Raw genomic sequence first — 15382 nt, forward strand, 5'->3', positions numbered from 1 at the left:
ATGATCCAGTTTCGGCGCAATCGCGCCCTCGTGATCGACCGCCGAGGCAGGAATGACCGATAGGCAATTGGACGCGGCGAGCATTGGGACAGGCTCGATCTACTGGAAGCGCAATCTCGCCGTTTCGCTGATCGGCTCCTTTACCACGATCGTGGCGATGACGCTGCTGCTTCCCTTCCTGCCGCTCTATGTCGAGGAACTCGGCGTGGCCGATCATGCGGCGATCGTGCAATGGTCGGGCATCGCCTATGGCGCCACTTTTCTCGCCGCGGCTCTCGTCGCGCCGCTGTGGGGGCGGCTCGGCGACATTTACGGCCGCAAGCTGATGCTGGTGCGCGCCAGCCTCGGCATGACGCTGGCGATCTCGCTGATGGGAATGGCCGGCGATATCTGGCAGCTAGTGGCGCTGCGGCTGTTCGTCGGGCTTGCGGGCGGCTATTCCTCCGGCTCGATGGTGCTGGTGGCGACGCAGACGCCGAAGGACCGATCGGCCTGGGCGCTCGGCGTGCTCTCTTCCGGCATCATGGCCGGCAATCTCGTCGGACCGCTCCTTGGCGGAGTGCTGCCGCCTGTTATCGGCATCCGCGGCACGTTTTTCGCCGCCGGCGGCATGATCTTCCTTGCCTTTCTCGCCACCACCCTGCTGATCAAGGAGGAGAAATCGCCGGCCCGCAAACAGGCGGCCAAGGCGAGCGGCGGCTGGAAATCCATTCCCGACAAGCGGCCGGTCATCGCCATGCTGGCAACCGGCATGCTGTTGATGTTCGCCAATATGTCGATCGAGCCGATCATCACCGTCTATGTCGCGCAGATCGTGCCCATCGCAGCGCAGGTGACGATGATCTCGGGCCTCGTCATGTCGGCGGCCGCCCTCGGCAGCATTCTTTCCGCCTCCTGGCTCGGCAGGCTTGCCGACAGGATCGGCCACTGGCCGGTCATATCGGGCGCGCTCGCCGTCGCCGGGCTGTTGATCCCGCAGGCCTTCGTCACCAGTTCCTGGCAACTGACCATGCTGCGCTTCCTGATGGGCGCCGCACTCGGCGGGCTGCTGCCCTGCATTGCCGCCGTCATCCGCCACAGCGTGCCCGATAGTGCGGCTGGCAGCATTCTCGGCCTGTCCGTCTCCTCACAATATGTCGGCCAGGTGGCCGGTCCTATCCTCGGCGGCTTTGTCGGTGGGCATATCGGCATGCGGGCGGTTTTCCTCGGCACCTCGGTGCTGCTGGTCGCGGGTGCTGCCTATGCCTGGCTCGTGCGGCCCAGAAAGATCGAGGCCGGATCGGGCTCAGCTTCGCGCGCTACCGCAGATCAGCTCGACGCCTGAACGGGCGATCGCCTCAAGCGTCTCGCGGCTGTCGCCGGCGCGGGCGCGCACGGCGAGCGAATGCATGACGGCCGAGGCAAGCCTTGCCAGCATCTGCGGATCGGCGCTCTCGGGAAGCTCGCCGCGTTCGACGGCAAGGCGCATGCGCCTTTCGATCTCGCCGTCGAAATCGCTGAGACTGCGGCCGAGCACTTCGCGCACCCGTTCACGCTCGACCGCTTCGACCGTCGCCGTGCCGATCAGCAGACAGCCGCGCGCGGCGGTTTCGCCATGCAGATAGACCGCCAGCGCACCGGCATAGACGCGGGCGAGATTGTCGCGCAGCGGAAGTGACGGATCGAGTGCCTCCGCCAGCGCATCCATGCCGTCCTGCCGATAGGCCTCCAGCGTATCGAGATAGAGATCCTCCTTGTCGCCGAAGGCGCCGTAGAGGCTCGGACGGTTGAGGTTGGTCGCCGCGCTGAGATTATCGAGCGAGGCGGCGGCAAAACCCCTGTCCCAGAAGACGTCCCGGGCCTTGCCAAGCGCTGCCTTGGCATCGAAGGTCCTCGGGCGGCCTCGCTTCTTCTCATCCTTCATATTTTGTACCGTTTCGCATTAAAATCTTGACGAAAGTTATTTTATGCGAAACAGTACAGATGTTCAATGATATCGGATAGGTGGCACCGACCGCCTGCATGAGAGAGGAAATCGCCATGAAACTCTATATGAACGCCGCTGCCTGCTCGCTTTCGCCGCATATCGTCTGCCGGGAGCTGGGGCTTGATATCGAGCTCGTCGAGGTCGATCGGGAGACCCACCGGACGAGCGACGGCAAGGACTATCTCGCGATCAACGGCAACGGCTATGTGCCGGCGCTGATGCTCGACGACGGCAAGGTGCTGACCGAGGGACCGGCGATCGCGCAGTTCCTCGCCGACAGCGTGCCGCACGGCACGGCCATGCTGCCCGAGCTCGGCAACCTCAGACGCAACGAGGTGCAATCCTACCTGAACTTCATCACCGCCGAGCTGCACAAGCCGATGGTGCTGCTCTTCAACCCGGCCTATGCGAGCGTCCACCCGGAAATCCGCGCGCTGGTATCGAAGCGGCTCGCCTGGCTGAACGGCCGGCTTGCCGGACCCTACCTGACCGGCGAGGCCTTCACCGTGGCGGACGCCTATCTCTTCGTCTGCCTGAACTGGTCGCCCTGGATCGAGATCGATCTCAAGCAATGGCCGGCGCTGCACGGCTTCATGGCCCGCGTGGCGGCGCGCCCGAAGGTGCGCGAGGCGATGCAGGCCGAAGATCTCGAGGCCTTCGATGCCGGTGGCGTCTTCTTCGCGCCGCATGCTTATGTCGCCTCATCAGGGCGGACGGGCTCGCCGGTCAGGCCATAACAGCCGTCAGAGGGCGTTGACTGCCACCGGCAGCGCGCGCTTGTGGGCGGTGGCGCGATAGGCGGCGAGGATGCGGCGGCGGGCGATCTCGCCGACCGGCTTGCCTTCGAGGAAATCGTCGATCTCGTCATAGGTGACGCCATAAGCCTCCTCATCGGGGCGCAGCGGCCGCTGATCCTCCAGGTCGGCGGTCGGCACCTTGAAGACCAGCTCGTCAGGCGCGCCGAGCCGCTTGGCCAGCAGGCGGACGCGGCGCTTGTTGAGACCGGCGAGCGGCAGGATATCGGCGGCGCCATCGCCGAATTTGGTGAAGAAGCCCATGACCGCTTCGGCGGCATGATCGGTGCCGATGACAAGGCCGCCGAGCGCACCGGCCAAAGCGAACTGGGCGATCATGCGCTGGCGGGCCTTGATATTGCCGAGGATGAAATCCTGCCGACCGGCGTCGGCGAAAGCCAGACCGCCCTTTTGAGCGGCGGCCAGCATCCCATCGGCAGCCGCCTTGATATTGATGACCATCGAGCGATCGGCGCCGATCGTTGCAAGCGCCTTCTCGGCATCGGCCTCGTCCGCCTGGACGCCATAGGGAAGACGCACGGCAACGAACTCCACAGCATGACCGCTGTCGCGCAGCTCCCGCACCGCCTTCTGGGCGAGCAGCGCCGCCGTCAGCGAATCGACGCCGCCGCTAATGCCGAGAACGTAGCTGCGCAGACCTGAGGCGACGAGATAATCCTTGAGAAAGGCGCTTCGCCGCGCGATCTCCCGCTCGGGATCGATCTCGGCGGCAACGCCCAGCTCGCGGATGATCTCGCCTTGTTCGTCGGACAGCAGGGTCATGGGGTTCTTCCTCGGTTTGTGGGGTTGGCGGCACTATGGCGGAAAGATATGAGGAAGCGAAGCCGTTTTGGGCAAACCTGCCTGGGTTTCGGGCAAGTGGGCGGCGAGGCTTGAATAGGTCAAGAAGATAGACCGGTTTCACCGGCCCCCTCATCCGCCCTACGGGCACCTTCTCCCCGAGGGGAGAAGAGGGAATCGAGACGTTGCGGCATATCTCTTCTCCCCTCGGGGAGAAGGTGCCGGCAGGCGGATGAGGGGGCCGCGTCGCATCATCTCACAATCGTAAAAAGCTCCACCGGATCCGCAAACCCCTTCAACCCATGCGCCCCGACCGACACCACATCCCCTGCCCCGGCCTCTTCGCAGAACGGCGCCGACATCAGCAGCGGCTCGCTCAATTCACTGCAGGCGGTCTGGATGCGGCTGACCAGATTGACGTCGCGGCCGATCAGGGTGAAGTCGAGACGCCGGCCTGATCCGACATTGCCGTAGCTGACTTCGCCATAATGCAGGGCGATGCCGGCATTCACGCCGATGCCTTCGTACTGGAAATGGTCGATCTCATCGAGGATGGCGCGAGCCGATGCCAGGGCAGCGCCGCAGGAATGGGCCGCGGCATAGCCGGGGAAGAAGGCGAGCACGGCGTCGCCCATGAATTTCAGCACTTCGCCGCCCTCTCGGGTAATGGCAGGCACGATCCTGTCGAAATAGGCATTGAGCAGCCCGAGCACGGTGCTTCCGGGCAGCCGGTTCGACAGCTCGGTAAAGCCGCGCAGATCGCAAAGCAGGAGGGCGGCCTCCATCGATTCGATTTCGCCCTGGCGGATGCGGCCGGCAAGGATGCGGCTTGCGGTCAGCGGCCCGACATAGGTATCGAGCAGGCTGAGCTCGACCTGGCGAAGAATGCGCAGCTCGCTGGTGTTGCGCAGCGCCGGCAGGATGCGCTCGATCACCTGACGTTCGGAGTCGGTGAAGCCCACCGGCCGCCGCGTGGCAAAGACGGCAGCGCCGACCGGCCCATCGATATTGCAGAGCGGCGCGATGACAAGCTGCATCAGGCCGCGATCGGCGAAGACGTCGATATGCTGCCAGCGGCCGTGCACGTTTTCGCCAGGACCGACCACCAGCGGCTCCCGGGTTTCCATGACCTTGCGCAGCGGCGTATTGGCGAGCGCGACCCGCGCGCCATGTTCGCGGTCGTGGATCTCGACCGGCTCGCCCGGCGCCCAGGCAATGGTGCGGCCGACGAGCTCGGGATGCAGTGTCATCAGATGCAGGGTCATCCGGTCGACCGGCAGGCCGAGCGCCTGAAGCCGGCGGCCGAGGCCGGAGACGAGGCCCGCTTCGTCGAGCGCGTGGCATTCGTCGCCGGAGAGCCATTCGATGATGGCGAGGAGCGCACCGGTGCTGACGGCTTTGGCCTGCCTTTCTGCAGCTGGAGCATAGATCGCAGTTGTCATGGCATCTCCTCCTTGAGGCAGGCGGTGCTAGTGAGCGCCGCCGCCGGAGAGTTGAGCGGGCTTCTTGAGAAGCAGGATCGCAAGCAGGGCGACGACGAGGGCGACGCCGAGCAGGAAGAACGCGTCGCTGAAGGCCATGATATTGGCCTGCTTGCGCAGCTTCAGAGCTATGGCGACGACCGCCTTTTGGCTGGCGGCCGCCTGGTCGCTGACGCCGTGGCTCATGAAATAGGCCGTCAGCCGGGCGATGCGATCGCGGGTGGCTTCCTCGAACACCGACACCGATTGGGTGAGGATGTTCGAATGGAACTGCTCGCGCTTCGACAGGAACGTCTGCAGCAAGGCGATGCCGACCGCGCCCCCGAGATTGCGCATCATGTTGAAAAGCGCGGAAGCCGAACCGGCATTCTCCTGCTCGATGCCTGATGTGGCGATCGCAGACAGCGGGGTGAAGACCAGCGCCTGGCCGACGGCACGGACGATGTTCGGCCAGAAGAGCTGGTCGCTCGCATAGTCGCCCGTCATATGCACGTTCATGAAATTCGACGCGGCGAAGAGGGCAAAGCCGATGATGATCAGCAGGCGCACGTCGAAACGCTTCATCAGGCGGGGCACCAGCGGGATCAGCACCAGCTGCGGAATGCCGGTCCATGCGAGAACCATGCCGATCTGCTCGGAATTGTAACCCTGTATCCGGGCGAGATAGATCGGCAGCACGAAGACCGAGCCGTAAAGCGCAATGCCGAGCAGGAAATTCGCGACGATGCCGAAGCCGAAGTTGCGACGGAGCAGCAGCCGGAGGTTCAACAGCGGCTGGGCCGTCTTCAGCTCAATGACCAGGAACAGCGTCAGCGAGACGGCGGCAATGACCGACAGGCGGACGATGAAGTCGGAGCCGAACCAGTCTTCCTTGTTGCCCTCTTCCAGTACGGTCTGCAAGGCCGCCAGGCCGATCGCCATGGTGACGATACCCGGCCAGTCGCCCTTGGCGAGAAGCTTCAGGTTCATCGGCGCACGGTCGAGCGAAGCCCAGAGCAGGCCGACCATCAGCGCGCCCGGCACCAGATTGACGTAGAAGATATGCTCCCAGCCCCAGTTTTCGGTGAGGTAACCGCCGATCGTCGGGCCGATTGCCGGCGCGAAAGTGGCCGAAAGGGCAAAGAGGGCAAGGCCGACCGGCTGCTTGGCCTTGGGCAGAAGCGTGATGATGATGGTGAAGGCCATCGGGATCAGCACGCCGCCGGAAAAGCCCTGTATCGCACGCAGGATGATCATCTGCTGCAGATTGACCGCGAAGGCGCAGGCGACCGAGAAGATCAGGAAGAGGATGGCGTTGGCCAGCAGATAGTTGCGGAGCGAAAAGACCCGCGCCAGCCAGCCGCTGAGCGGAATGACGACGATCTCGGCGATCAGATAGGAGGTCGAGATCCAGCCGCCGTCATCCGTGCCGGCGCCGATGGCGCCCTGGATATCGGCAAGCGAGGCATTGACGATCTGGATATTGAGGACCGCCATGAAGGCGCCGAGCGTGGAGCCGACGACGGCCGCCCAGGTGCGCAGCGGGCTCATCTTTGCCGGTTGGGCAGGTGAAGCCGCGGCGGCGCGCACGAGCGAATTGCTGTTTGCGGCGATCTGAAGAGTGGCCATGACTTATCCCCTTCCGGCTTCGCGGAAAAACGTCTCATGACGGGTTGGGTTGATAGTTCTGGCAGATGGGAACGGATTATCCAGCGTGACTGGACGATCCCTCCCCGGCTGCTCCGGCGGTGTTGTTTGCGTCGTTCTGGGCAGCCTTGGTGTCGATCTCGGGCTCGACCGACATGCCGGAACGCAGAAGGCCGCTCAGAGCCTCGTCGTCGATGACGATCTTGACGGGTATACGCTGGACGATCTTCGTGAAGTTGCCGGTGGCGTTGTCAGGCGGCAGCAGCGAGAATTCGAGCCCGCTTGCCGGCGAAACACTGTCGACATGGCCCCTGATCGCCTTGCCGGGAAAGCTGTCGATCTTGATCTCGACCAACTGGCCCGGGCGGATGTAGGTCAGCTGGGTTTCCTTGAAATTGGCGACGACATAGACTGCATGCAGCGGCACGACGGCCATCAGTTGTGTGCCCGATGTGACGTACTGGCCGACGCGGATCGAGCGGGCGCCAACCGTGCCGTCGACGGCGGCGACGATATCCGTATAGGAGAGGTTGAGCTCCGCCTGGCGAGCGGCGGCCGCAGCCCGGTCGCGCTGCGCCACCGCCTGTTCCCGCTGGGTCCGAATCACCGGCACCTTGTTCTCTGCCGCGACAAGCGCTGCCCGATCGCGTTCGACGGCGGCGGCGGCCTGGTCGCGGGCCGACTGGCTCTGTTCGGCGCGGGACTGGGTGCCGGCGCCGTTGGTGATGAGGCGGGCGGAGCGGGCCGCATCGGACACGGCAAAATCCAGCGAAGCCTGCGACGCATTGACCGTCGCCCTGGCCTGTTCGATGACCGACTGCTGCAACACGATCTCGGCATCGATATTGGCGATGGCGGCCTCGGCCGCCTTTACCTCGGCTCTCGCCTGCGAAAGCGCTGCCTGGAAATCACGGTCGTCGATGCGGGCAAGCACCTGGCCAGCCTTGACCGCGTCATTGTCGTTGACGAGAACCTGCCTGATATAGCCGGCGACCTTCGGCGCGACGGTGGTGTAGTCGGCCTTCACATAGGCGTCGTCGGTGGATTCGATGAAGCGGCCGACCGTCCAGTAGCGGTAGCCGAAATCGCCCGCGAAAGTGACGCCGGCAAGCAGCGCGGCGGCGATGACGGCGCGCTTGACGATGCCGCGGCCGGTCTTTTTTGGCGCTTCGACAACCGGGGTTTCGGCAGCGGGCATCGCGGGCGCTTCGGCGACGGGCGTCCTGGCGGCCTCCTCGGCCAAAATCCGCTCGGCCTCGCCGGCGCTTTCGAAATCCTGCTTGCGGGGTAGTTCGACCATCGTCTCTTCCTTCGTCTTCTACCCCGTTTCTGCGAGGCCCTGTTCGATGCGAAGGAAAATGCGCCCTGCCATTCACTTTGATAATCTGCTTATATCGGGAAGGATCATCAACTCTCAGCGGATAATCCGGAGACAATATGGATCGACTGACAAGCCTCGCCGTCTTTGGCCGAGTGGTGGAATGCGGCGGCTTTTCCGCCGCCGCGCGCCGGCTCAACATGTCCGTCACCATGGTCGGCAATCATGTGCAATCGCTGGAGGAGCGGCTCGGTGTCAGGCTGCTCAACCGCACGACGCGCAAAGTCAGCCTGACGGAAACCGGCAAATATTATTATGAGCGCTCGTCGCAGATTCTCGCCGAACTCGATGAGGCGGACCGAACGGCCGGCGCGCTGAGCACGACGCCGCGCGGCACGCTGAAGGTCTATACCAGCGGCGCCATCGTGCGTTTCCTGCTGCCTGTGGTCAGCGAGTTTATGGAGCTTTATCCGTCGATCTCGCTCGATTTCAGCGTCGGCGAAGGCATGGTCGACATGATCGAGGATGGCTACGACCTGGTGATGCGCACCCTGCTGCCGCCGGACTCCTCGCTCATCGCGCGCAAGCTGACGCCCTGGCGCCATGTGCTCGTCTGCTCACCGGCCTATGCCGAGAACCACTCGATGCCGAAAAAGCCGGCCGAGGTCGCCGACCACAATTGCCTGCAATATGCCTATTACCCCTATGGCGACGAATGGCGCTTCGAGGATGGCGACGGCAACAAGGAGAGCGTAAAGATCGCCGGCAACGTCGTCTCCAACAGCGCGGAGATGTTGCGTTTCCTGACGCTGAACGGAAAAGGCATCTTCCTGGCGCCGAGCTTCGTGGTGTTCGACGACATCGCCGAAGGGCGGCTGGTGAAGATCATGCCGGACTACCGGCCGGTGGAATTCAACATCAACGCCGTCTACCCCAACCGCAGCCACCTGCCGACCAAGGTGCGGCTGTTCATCGACTTGCTCGCGGAGAGATTTGCCGAGCATCGGAAGTGGATGACGTGAGGGGGAATTCAACATGGCGAAGCTCGGCAGCAATGCCGATCGGACATCAAAATGCCTCGACTTCGCTGGACACCATTCGACGTTAAATCACAACGAGGTTAATGTGTCGGTTGAGCGCGTAGACATTTGGAATGTGCGGCGAATGGTCATCGCCGCTTTTCTTGGCACCGCATGTGCCGCCTACGCTCGCGCCTTGGATTTTTGGCCGCTTGGTTTTGCCAATGGGCTACGAGGACTCTTTGATTTATTGGGCGGTCCGCTGCTCGTTCTTTCGGTCGTGGGTATACTGCTCGTTTGGTTTATCAGCGCCATTGCTGCCCAATATGATCGTCGTCTCCGTGGGATGGCGAGTAGCTTCATCGCCATCATCATTGTTCCGGTTTGGTTTGGGACGATCGTCACCGTGCCACTATTCGATCCTTGGCTATGGTACGCCATTTTCAATAAATCGAGTTTCGAAGCTGCCGCAGCCACGAGTGGTTCTTCACAGAACAGTCCAAAGTTTGCCATCATCGAGGCGCGCGACGTTTCGACGGGAATCGCAGGCGTGAGTGTCGATCATTTCGTCGCTCTCATTTACAGCGAAGGCGATCCACACAAACATGTTTATAGTAACAGCGATGAAGAAAAACTGGCATCCAGTTCGGTGCTGACGCACCTCTACGGCAATTTCTACAGGCGAGATGAGTACTGGTGACGCCCCATCGGTTTGAAGTCGCCTTGATGGCTTCGCAATTGGTTCCAACGGAAACCACCGTGCCAGCCCTGCGCTTGCGCTCCGGGCGTCCGCAGTTGCAATCGATTCACTGGATCGATTGCTTCGGCTTCGCCGAACCGCCGCTTACTCTTCACTCTCGCTGCGGCCGTGGGCCCAGTCCATGTAAAGGTCAAGCGCCTTGCGGGTGACCGGGCCTTCCTGGAGGTTGCGGTCGTCGAGACGGGTGACACCGACGACTTTGGAATAGTTGCCGGTGGTGAAGATTTCGTCGGCGGCGAGGAAATCCTCGACGGAGAGCGTCGTTTCCACGACGTCGAAACCGGCTTTGCGAAGCAGGTCCATGACGCGGGCGCGGGTGATGCCGGCGAGGAAGGTGCGGTTGGCGGCCGGCGTCATCACCATGCCGTCCTTGACCATGAAGACGTTCGAGGAGGCAGTTTCGACGACGTTGCCGTTGAGGTCGCGCACCAGCGCATTGTCGAAACCGCGGCTGCGGGCTTCGGCGATCATGCGGCCGCTGTTGGGATAGAGCGAGCCGGTCTTCGCCTCGGTCATCGCCGTTTCCGGCGACGGGCGGCGATAGGGCGAGACGGTGAGGCTGGTGCCGGCATGGCCGCCCATCGGCGCCTCGAACAGGCAGAGCGCGAAGCGGGTCGATGCCGCGTCGACGGAGACGATGCTGCCGGGCGAACCGTGTTCGCCCCAATACATCGGCTTGATGTAGATCGCCGTCGCGCCGTCGAATTTGCCAACGCCTTCCCAGGCAAGCGCGGCAATCTCCTCGGCCGACTTCACCGGCTGCAGGCCGATAGCAAGCGCCGAGCGGTTAATGCGCTGGCAGTGCAGATCGAGATCCGGGGCGATGCCGTCGAACCAGCGGGCGCCGTCGAAGACCGTGGAGCCCAGCCACATGGCATGTGAGGTCGGCCCGATCAGCGGCGGATTGCCGGGAAGCCATTCCCCGTCGACGTGAGTCCAGGTGGTGGAACGCGGTGATGTATCGACGGCCATTGCTGCTCTCCCTTGCGAATCCGGGAAAGCAAAAACCCCGGCGGCAAGCCGGGTCAAGGACAAATCCCGGCCGGAAATACGGAAGCAAGAAAATGCCGGGGGATGCGGCGCGGCCGCAATATTCGTGCGCGACACCTGCGGCGTCAGCGATGGGTGCATCAGCAAAAATGATGGAATCTCTGTTGGAATGGCTGCCTGCCGCGTGTCATCATGGCCCCCAAAAAGAGGCATGAAGGAGGACGCCGATGAAAGCCATGTATTACGAAGCCTTCGAGCAGGCGCCCGAAATCCGCACCCTGCCCGATCCGACGCCGACAGAGGACGGCGTCGTCATCGAAGTCGGCGCCAGCGGCCTCTGCCGCAGCGACTGGCACGGCTGGATGGGGCACGATCCCGATATCCGCCTGCCGCATGTACCGGGGCACGAGCTTGCCGGAAAAGTCGTCGCCACCGGCCGCGGCGTGATGCGCTTCAAGGTGGGCGACCGGGTGACCGTTCCCTTTGTTTCCGGCTGCGGCCATTGCAGCGAATGCCATTCCGGCAACCAGCAGATCTGCCCGAACCAGTTCCAGCCGGGCTTCACCCATTGGGGCTCGTTTGCCGAATATGTGGCAATCGATTATGCCGACACCAATCTGGTGCACCTGCCGGACGCAATCGACGATGCGACGGCGGCAAGTCTCGGCTGCCGCTTCGCCACCTCGTTTCGCGCCGTCGCCGACCATGCGCGCACCGGACCCGGCGAATGGATCGCCGTGCATGGCTGCGGCGGCGTCGGCCTGTCGGCGATCATGATCGCCACCGCGCTCGGCGCCAATGCGATCGGCATCGACATATCGGAGGAGAAACTCGCCTTCGCCAGAGAGTGCGGGGCGGTGGCGACGGTCAATGCCTCAAGCGTTGCCGACGTGGCCGAGGCGGTGCGCGAGATCACCAAGGGCGGCGCGCATGTCTCGATCGACGCGCTCGGCCATCCCGCCACCTGCTTCAACTCGATCAAGAACCTGCGCCGCCGCGGACGTCACGTGCAGGTGGGGCTGATGCTCGCCGAGCATGCGACACCGCAAATTCCGATGGCGCAAGTGATCAGCAACGAGCTGGAGATCTACGGCAGCCACGGCATGCAGGCCTGGCGCTACGACGCCGTGCTGTCGATGCTGGCGGCCGGCAAGATCGCGCCGCAGAAGCTGATCGGACGGCGCATCAGCCTTACGGAGGCCGTGCCGGCGCTGATGGTGCTCGACAAGGCGGAGGGGACGGGAATCAGCGTGATTACGCGGTTTTCGTGAGGCGCTGCCACGATTCCCTTCTCCCCAGCCGGGGTCCGAAGGACGGGCGAGACCCGTGGCTCGTCCCGGTCGATGCCGGCTGGGAGATGAGGGGGTGAGCGGCACGGCCGCGAATGCGCTGAGCGCAAGCGAAGGGCAATCATGAATGGTGTGCCGTGCGGCCCCTCATCCGACCCTTCGGGCCACCTTTACCTGGGTTGAGCCGCGGGTCTCAACCCGTCCTTCGGACCCCCGCTGGGGAGAAGAGGGAGCCAAGCCGTGACCCTGACCATCCCTTCCAGGCTTCCAGCTTCGGCGCGAGAGCACAGGCGCGGCCCTATTCAGCCACACCAATCGAATCAAGATAGGCAGCAGACGCCGGGATTTTCGACTTGTCCTTGATCTCGATGATCAGGCGCGGATTGCTGTTGATCTCGGCAAGGGCTGCGAAGACCGCGCGCCAATGGATCGAGCCTTCGCCGAGGCTCCAGTGGCGGTCGGCATAGCCGTCGGCGTCCTGCAGATGGACATGCTGCAGCCGGTTGCCGGCGGCCTTGACGTAATAATCCACCGGTGGCGCGCCGGTATAACCATGGGCGTAATGGGCGTGGCCGGTGTCGATCGAAACCGCGACGCCGGGCGAATTGAAGCTTTCGGCGAGCGCCACGCGGATATGCGGATCCTTATCCTCGATATTCTCGAGAACCATGGTGCAGCCGATCTCCTCGGCGCGCCGGACGGCATCGCGCAGCGTCAGATGCACGCGCTCGACCAACGCCTCGCGGGCGCCTTCATTGTTGTCGAGATTGTTGTAGGACCAGGACGTATAAGGGCTGTGGATGACCATCTGCGTGGCGCCGATGGCGGCGCAGACCTCAAGGCCTTGCAGCAGGCGCCTGACGACGACGGCGCGAATGTCAGGATCCTCCGAGGCAATGGTGAAACCCCAGAATGGGCCGTGAATGCCGAGGCGGCCGGTATGCCCGTCGAGAAGCCTCCTGGCGCGCGCGGCAAGCGGCGTCCAGTCGCCGTTCAGGATGTCGGCATCGACAAAACTCTGCAATTCGAGATCGCGCGACTTTTCGAACAGCCAGCCGCGGTGAAGTTCGAGCTCATCGAGCGTCATGGCGGCGCCGACGACGGGAAGAGAGGACATGGATCAGCTCCATCAGGGTGGGTGCCGGGACGGCGTAGAGAGGCGGCCCCAAGGCGACCGGAACAGCCGCCGCGTTCTATGCGCCTCTTCTGTGTCGCCGATATTACAGGCGCGGGCGGCCGGACTGCTGCCTCCGCACATTTGTCGCAGCCGGCGGGCCTTGCGAAAATGGCCGGCCGCACCGATATCGCCGTCACCGGCTTGCCGACGGAGATCGTCGGCAGCTACGACGACAGGGCTGTTGTCAAAGGCGGCGGCAAGCTTTAACGGCTGCCCCGCAAACAAAAGCCAAGAAGAAGAAAGAGACATGATGTCCAACTCATTTGTGACAATGCCTGCCGGCAAAGAGGCAAGACGCTTTTTCGTCCTCGGCGACCGGATCGAACGACGGGTCCGCATCCGCGGAACCTGGCTCAACATCTTCGACGTCACCGTACCGCCCGGCAGCCGGACGCCTAGACATGCGCATGCAAGCCCTGAGGTGTTCCGCATCCTCGAGGGACGCCTGACGATCTGGCGGCTGACCGACAACGGCCCCGAGGAGATCGAGGCCGGCGCCGGCGACATCGTTACAATCGCGCCCTCCATGGTGCACGGCTATGCCAATCGCGGAAGCGTTCCGGCGGTCTTTTCGGCAATCGTCGATCGCGACATGGCCGAATTCATCGAAGCGGAAGGCACGAGCGAGCCGCTGAAAGCCCCCTCGCCCGAGACTATCGCCCGGATGACGGCAGTTGCCAATGCTTACGGGATTACGATTCTGGCGGCGTAATGAGACCTTCCCGCCTGGGTCGCGCTTGCCGTCTCAGGGATTTCCGAAGACTGATGGAACCGACATCGATCTTAACACGATGATGGAAGACGATGGGCGATGCGTATATATAGCCTCTCGTCGAATGCCTCGCCGCGTCGCCTGATCAATAACGAATAGGGTCCCTGTGTTTCTGGAAATTGGAATTGTGGCGTTTCTCACCATCCTCAATGGTGTGCTCGCCATGTCTGAGCTGGCTGTCGTGTCTTCTCGAACAGCCCGCCTGAAGGTTCTCTCCGACAATGGCAGCAAGGGTGCAGCCCAGGCCATCAAACTTGCCGAACACCCCGGCCGCTTTCTCTCCACGGTGCAGATCGGCATCACCCTGGTCGGCGTTCTCTCGGGCGCCTTCTCAGGGGCCACGCTCGGCGGCCGTTTGTCCGGATGGCTGGAAGCACAGGGCATGTCGTCGGCGGCTGCAGACGCTGTCGGCGTCGGTTCGGTCGTCGTCGCCATCACCTATCTTTCCTTGATCGTCGGCGAACTTGTGCCAAAGCAGATCGCGTTGCGGGAACCCGAAGCCGTCGCTGCGAAGGTCGCGCCCGCCATGGCGCTGCTTTCGAAAATTGCGCTGCCGCTCGTTTGGCTTCTGAACGCCTCCGGCAACCTTGTGCTCAAGCTCTTGGGCCAATCAGGGAAAGGCGGCGACAACGTCTCCGACGAGGAGATCAAAACAGTTCTGGCAGAGGCGCAGTCCGCAGGCGTGATCGAAAGCGAAGAGTCGGCGATGATTTCAGGCGTCATGCGGCTCGCGGATCGCACCGCCCGCGCACTGATGACGCCCCGGCGCGACGTCGAAATCATCGATATCGACGACAGCCTTGACGAAATTCGCGCGCAGCTGCACCGGACGAAACGGTCCCGGTTGCCCGTTCGAAAAGGCAGTTCGGACGAGGTGATCGGCATTCTTCCGGTCAAGGATTTCTACGATTCAATGTCCGAACACGGCAGTGCCGATATCAAGGCCCTGACGCAGGACGTTCCTGTGGTTTCAGACCTTTCAACCGCCATTCATGTGATCGAAGCGATCCGGAAATCGCCGGTCCACATGGTGTTGGTTTTCGACGAGTACGGCCATTTCGAGGGAATTGTTTCGTCAGGCGACATTCTGGAAGCGATCATGGGCGCTCTGCAGGAAGGACCGGTCGACGAGCAGGCCATCGCTCGCCGCGACGACGGCTCCTACCTGGTGTCCGGCTGGACGCCGATCGACGAATTCGCCGAATTCCTCAATCTCAAGCTCGATGACGATCTCGAATATCAGACTGTGGCCGGCCTGGTGCTGGAAGAGCTGAAACATCTGCCGGAACTGGGCGAGAGCTTCACGCGAGACGGATGGCGTTTCGAAGTCATCGATCTCGACGGCAGGCGCGTCGACAAGATACTTGTATCTGCGGAGTGAAAGCCGGC

15 protein-coding genes are annotated in these 15382 nt (G+C 63.1%); 8 read left to right on the forward strand and 7 right to left on the reverse strand.

Features of this window, described 5'->3' with window-relative positions:
- Positions 1 to 52: 52 nt before the first annotated feature.
- On the forward strand, positions 53 to 1324 hold the full coding sequence (locus EFR00_RS23285) for an MFS transporter (RefSeq protein WP_077994782.1): 1272 nt from the start codon (positions 53 to 55) through the stop codon (positions 1322 to 1324).
- Here EFR00_RS23285 and EFR00_RS23290 read toward each other — a convergent pair.
- Entirely contained in the window at positions 1286 to 1903 is a 618-nt protein-coding gene (locus EFR00_RS23290; RefSeq protein WP_077994781.1) for a TetR/AcrR family transcriptional regulator, read from the reverse strand. The two genes, EFR00_RS23285 and EFR00_RS23290, sit on opposite strands and share 39 nt — an antisense overlap.
- A 116-nt stretch (positions 1904 to 2019) precedes the next feature.
- Here EFR00_RS23290 and gstA point away from each other — a divergent pair, with 116 nt between their 5' ends.
- Positions 2020 to 2703 (forward strand): glutathione transferase GstA, encoded by a 684-nt coding sequence (gstA, locus tag EFR00_RS23295; RefSeq protein WP_077994780.1) that lies wholly within the window; start codon positions 2020 to 2022, stop codon positions 2701 to 2703.
- A 6-nt stretch (positions 2704 to 2709) separates the two neighbouring features.
- Here the strand turns inward: gstA and nadE are convergent, their stop codons facing one another.
- The 4 genes from nadE to EFR00_RS23315 all read right to left on the reverse strand — a co-directional run bounded on the left by nadE (position 2710) and on the right by EFR00_RS23315 (position 7968).
- The gene (nadE, locus tag EFR00_RS23300; protein ID WP_009991106.1) at positions 2710 to 3543 is read right to left on the reverse strand and encodes an ammonia-dependent NAD(+) synthetase; all 834 of its coding nucleotides are present in this window, start codon (positions 3541 to 3543) and stop codon (positions 2710 to 2712) included.
- Positions 3544 to 3812: 269 nt separating this feature from the next.
- Complete coding sequence (locus tag EFR00_RS23305; RefSeq protein WP_077994779.1) at positions 3813 to 5003, reverse strand: adenylate/guanylate cyclase domain-containing protein; 1191 nt, start codon at positions 5001 to 5003, stop codon at positions 3813 to 3815.
- Between the two features lie 27 nt (positions 5004 to 5030).
- On the reverse strand, positions 5031 to 6650 hold the full coding sequence (locus EFR00_RS23310; RefSeq protein WP_077994778.1) for an MDR family MFS transporter: 1620 nt from the start codon (positions 6648 to 6650) through the stop codon (positions 5031 to 5033).
- Positions 6651 to 6726: 76 nt separating this feature from the next.
- A complete protein-coding gene (locus EFR00_RS23315) occupies positions 6727 to 7968 on the reverse strand; it encodes an HlyD family secretion protein (protein WP_077994777.1) in 1242 nt (413 codons plus the stop codon).
- A 137-nt stretch (positions 7969 to 8105) separates the two neighbouring features.
- Here EFR00_RS23315 and EFR00_RS23320 point away from each other — a divergent pair, with 137 nt between their 5' ends.
- Positions 8106 to 9008, forward strand: coding sequence for a LysR family transcriptional regulator (locus EFR00_RS23320; protein ID WP_077994776.1), 903 nt, complete (start codon positions 8106 to 8108; stop codon positions 9006 to 9008).
- 13 nt (positions 9009 to 9021) lie between these two features.
- Positions 9022 to 9705 carry a hypothetical protein gene (locus tag EFR00_RS23325; protein WP_009996169.1) on the forward strand — a complete coding sequence of 228 codons (684 nt, stop codon included), beginning with the start codon at positions 9022 to 9024 and terminating at the stop codon, positions 9703 to 9705.
- 144 nt (positions 9706 to 9849) lie between these two features.
- Here EFR00_RS23325 and EFR00_RS23330 read toward each other — a convergent pair whose 3' ends face one another.
- A complete protein-coding gene (locus EFR00_RS23330) occupies positions 9850 to 10737 on the reverse strand; it encodes a branched-chain amino acid aminotransferase (RefSeq protein ID WP_009996168.1) in 888 nt (295 codons plus the stop codon).
- 245 nt (positions 10738 to 10982) lie between these two features.
- Between EFR00_RS23330 and EFR00_RS23335 the strand changes: the two genes are divergently transcribed.
- Complete coding sequence (locus tag EFR00_RS23335) at positions 10983 to 12026, forward strand: zinc-dependent alcohol dehydrogenase family protein (protein WP_009996166.1); 1044 nt, start codon at positions 10983 to 10985, stop codon at positions 12024 to 12026.
- Positions 12027 to 12342: 316 nt separating this feature from the next.
- On the opposite strand, the gene EFR00_RS23340 is transcribed toward EFR00_RS23335, so the two are convergent.
- Positions 12343 to 13161 (reverse strand): sugar phosphate isomerase/epimerase family protein, encoded by an 819-nt coding sequence (locus tag EFR00_RS23340; RefSeq protein ID WP_077994775.1) that lies wholly within the window; start codon positions 13159 to 13161, stop codon positions 12343 to 12345.
- A 78-nt stretch (positions 13162 to 13239) separates the two neighbouring features.
- Between EFR00_RS23340 and EFR00_RS33320 the strand changes: the two genes are divergently transcribed.
- The 3 genes from EFR00_RS33320 (at position 13240) to EFR00_RS23355 (ending at position 15374) form a co-directional block, all read left to right on the forward strand.
- On the forward strand, positions 13240 to 13428 hold the full coding sequence (locus EFR00_RS33320) for a hypothetical protein (protein WP_009994962.1): 189 nt from the start codon (positions 13240 to 13242) through the stop codon (positions 13426 to 13428).
- Positions 13429 to 13468: 40 nt separating this feature from the next.
- Positions 13469 to 13933 (forward strand): cupin domain-containing protein, encoded by a 465-nt coding sequence (locus EFR00_RS23350; protein WP_009994961.1) that lies wholly within the window; start codon positions 13469 to 13471, stop codon positions 13931 to 13933.
- 166 nt (positions 13934 to 14099) lie between these two features.
- Complete coding sequence (locus EFR00_RS23355) at positions 14100 to 15374, forward strand: hemolysin family protein (protein ID WP_077994774.1); 1275 nt, start codon at positions 14100 to 14102, stop codon at positions 15372 to 15374.
- The last annotated feature ends 8 nt before the right edge of the window (positions 15375 to 15382 follow it).

It is taken from the genome of Rhizobium sophoriradicis, from assembly GCF_003939025.1.
In the GTDB taxonomy this organism is placed as follows: Bacteria; Pseudomonadota; Alphaproteobacteria; order Rhizobiales; family Rhizobiaceae; genus Rhizobium; species Rhizobium sophoriradicis.

Coding starts and splice junctions, on each gene's coding strand:
- EFR00_RS23315 (WP_077994777.1), bottom strand. CDS start 7,968: ATGGTCGAACTACCCCGCAAGCAGGATTTCGAAAGCGCCGGCGAGGCC.
- EFR00_RS23285 (WP_077994782.1), top strand. CDS start 53: ATGACCGATAGGCAATTGGACGCGGCGAGCATTGGGACAGGCTCGATC.
- EFR00_RS23330 (WP_009996168.1), bottom strand. CDS start 10,737: ATGGCCGTCGATACATCACCGCGTTCCACCACCTGGACTCACGTCGAC.
- EFR00_RS23340 (WP_077994775.1), bottom strand. CDS start 13,161: ATGTCCTCTCTTCCCGTCGTCGGCGCCGCCATGACGCTCGATGAGCTC.
- EFR00_RS23350 (WP_009994961.1), top strand. CDS start 13,469: ATGATGTCCAACTCATTTGTGACAATGCCTGCCGGCAAAGAGGCAAGA.
- EFR00_RS23290 (WP_077994781.1), bottom strand. CDS start 1,903: ATGAAGGATGAGAAGAAGCGAGGCCGCCCGAGGACCTTCGATGCCAAG.
- EFR00_RS23320 (WP_077994776.1), top strand. CDS start 8,106: ATGGATCGACTGACAAGCCTCGCCGTCTTTGGCCGAGTGGTGGAATGC.
- EFR00_RS23305 (WP_077994779.1), bottom strand. CDS start 5,003: ATGACAACTGCGATCTATGCTCCAGCTGCAGAAAGGCAGGCCAAAGCC.
- EFR00_RS23335 (WP_009996166.1), top strand. CDS start 10,983: ATGAAAGCCATGTATTACGAAGCCTTCGAGCAGGCGCCCGAAATCCGC.
- EFR00_RS33320 (WP_009994962.1), top strand. CDS start 13,240: ATGCGCCTCTTCTGTGTCGCCGATATTACAGGCGCGGGCGGCCGGACT.
- gstA (WP_077994780.1), top strand. CDS start 2,020: ATGAAACTCTATATGAACGCCGCTGCCTGCTCGCTTTCGCCGCATATC.
- EFR00_RS23310 (WP_077994778.1), bottom strand. CDS start 6,650: ATGGCCACTCTTCAGATCGCCGCAAACAGCAATTCGCTCGTGCGCGCC.
- EFR00_RS23325 (WP_009996169.1), top strand. CDS start 9,022: ATGGCGAAGCTCGGCAGCAATGCCGATCGGACATCAAAATGCCTCGAC.
- nadE (WP_009991106.1), bottom strand. CDS start 3,543: ATGACCCTGCTGTCCGACGAACAAGGCGAGATCATCCGCGAGCTGGGC.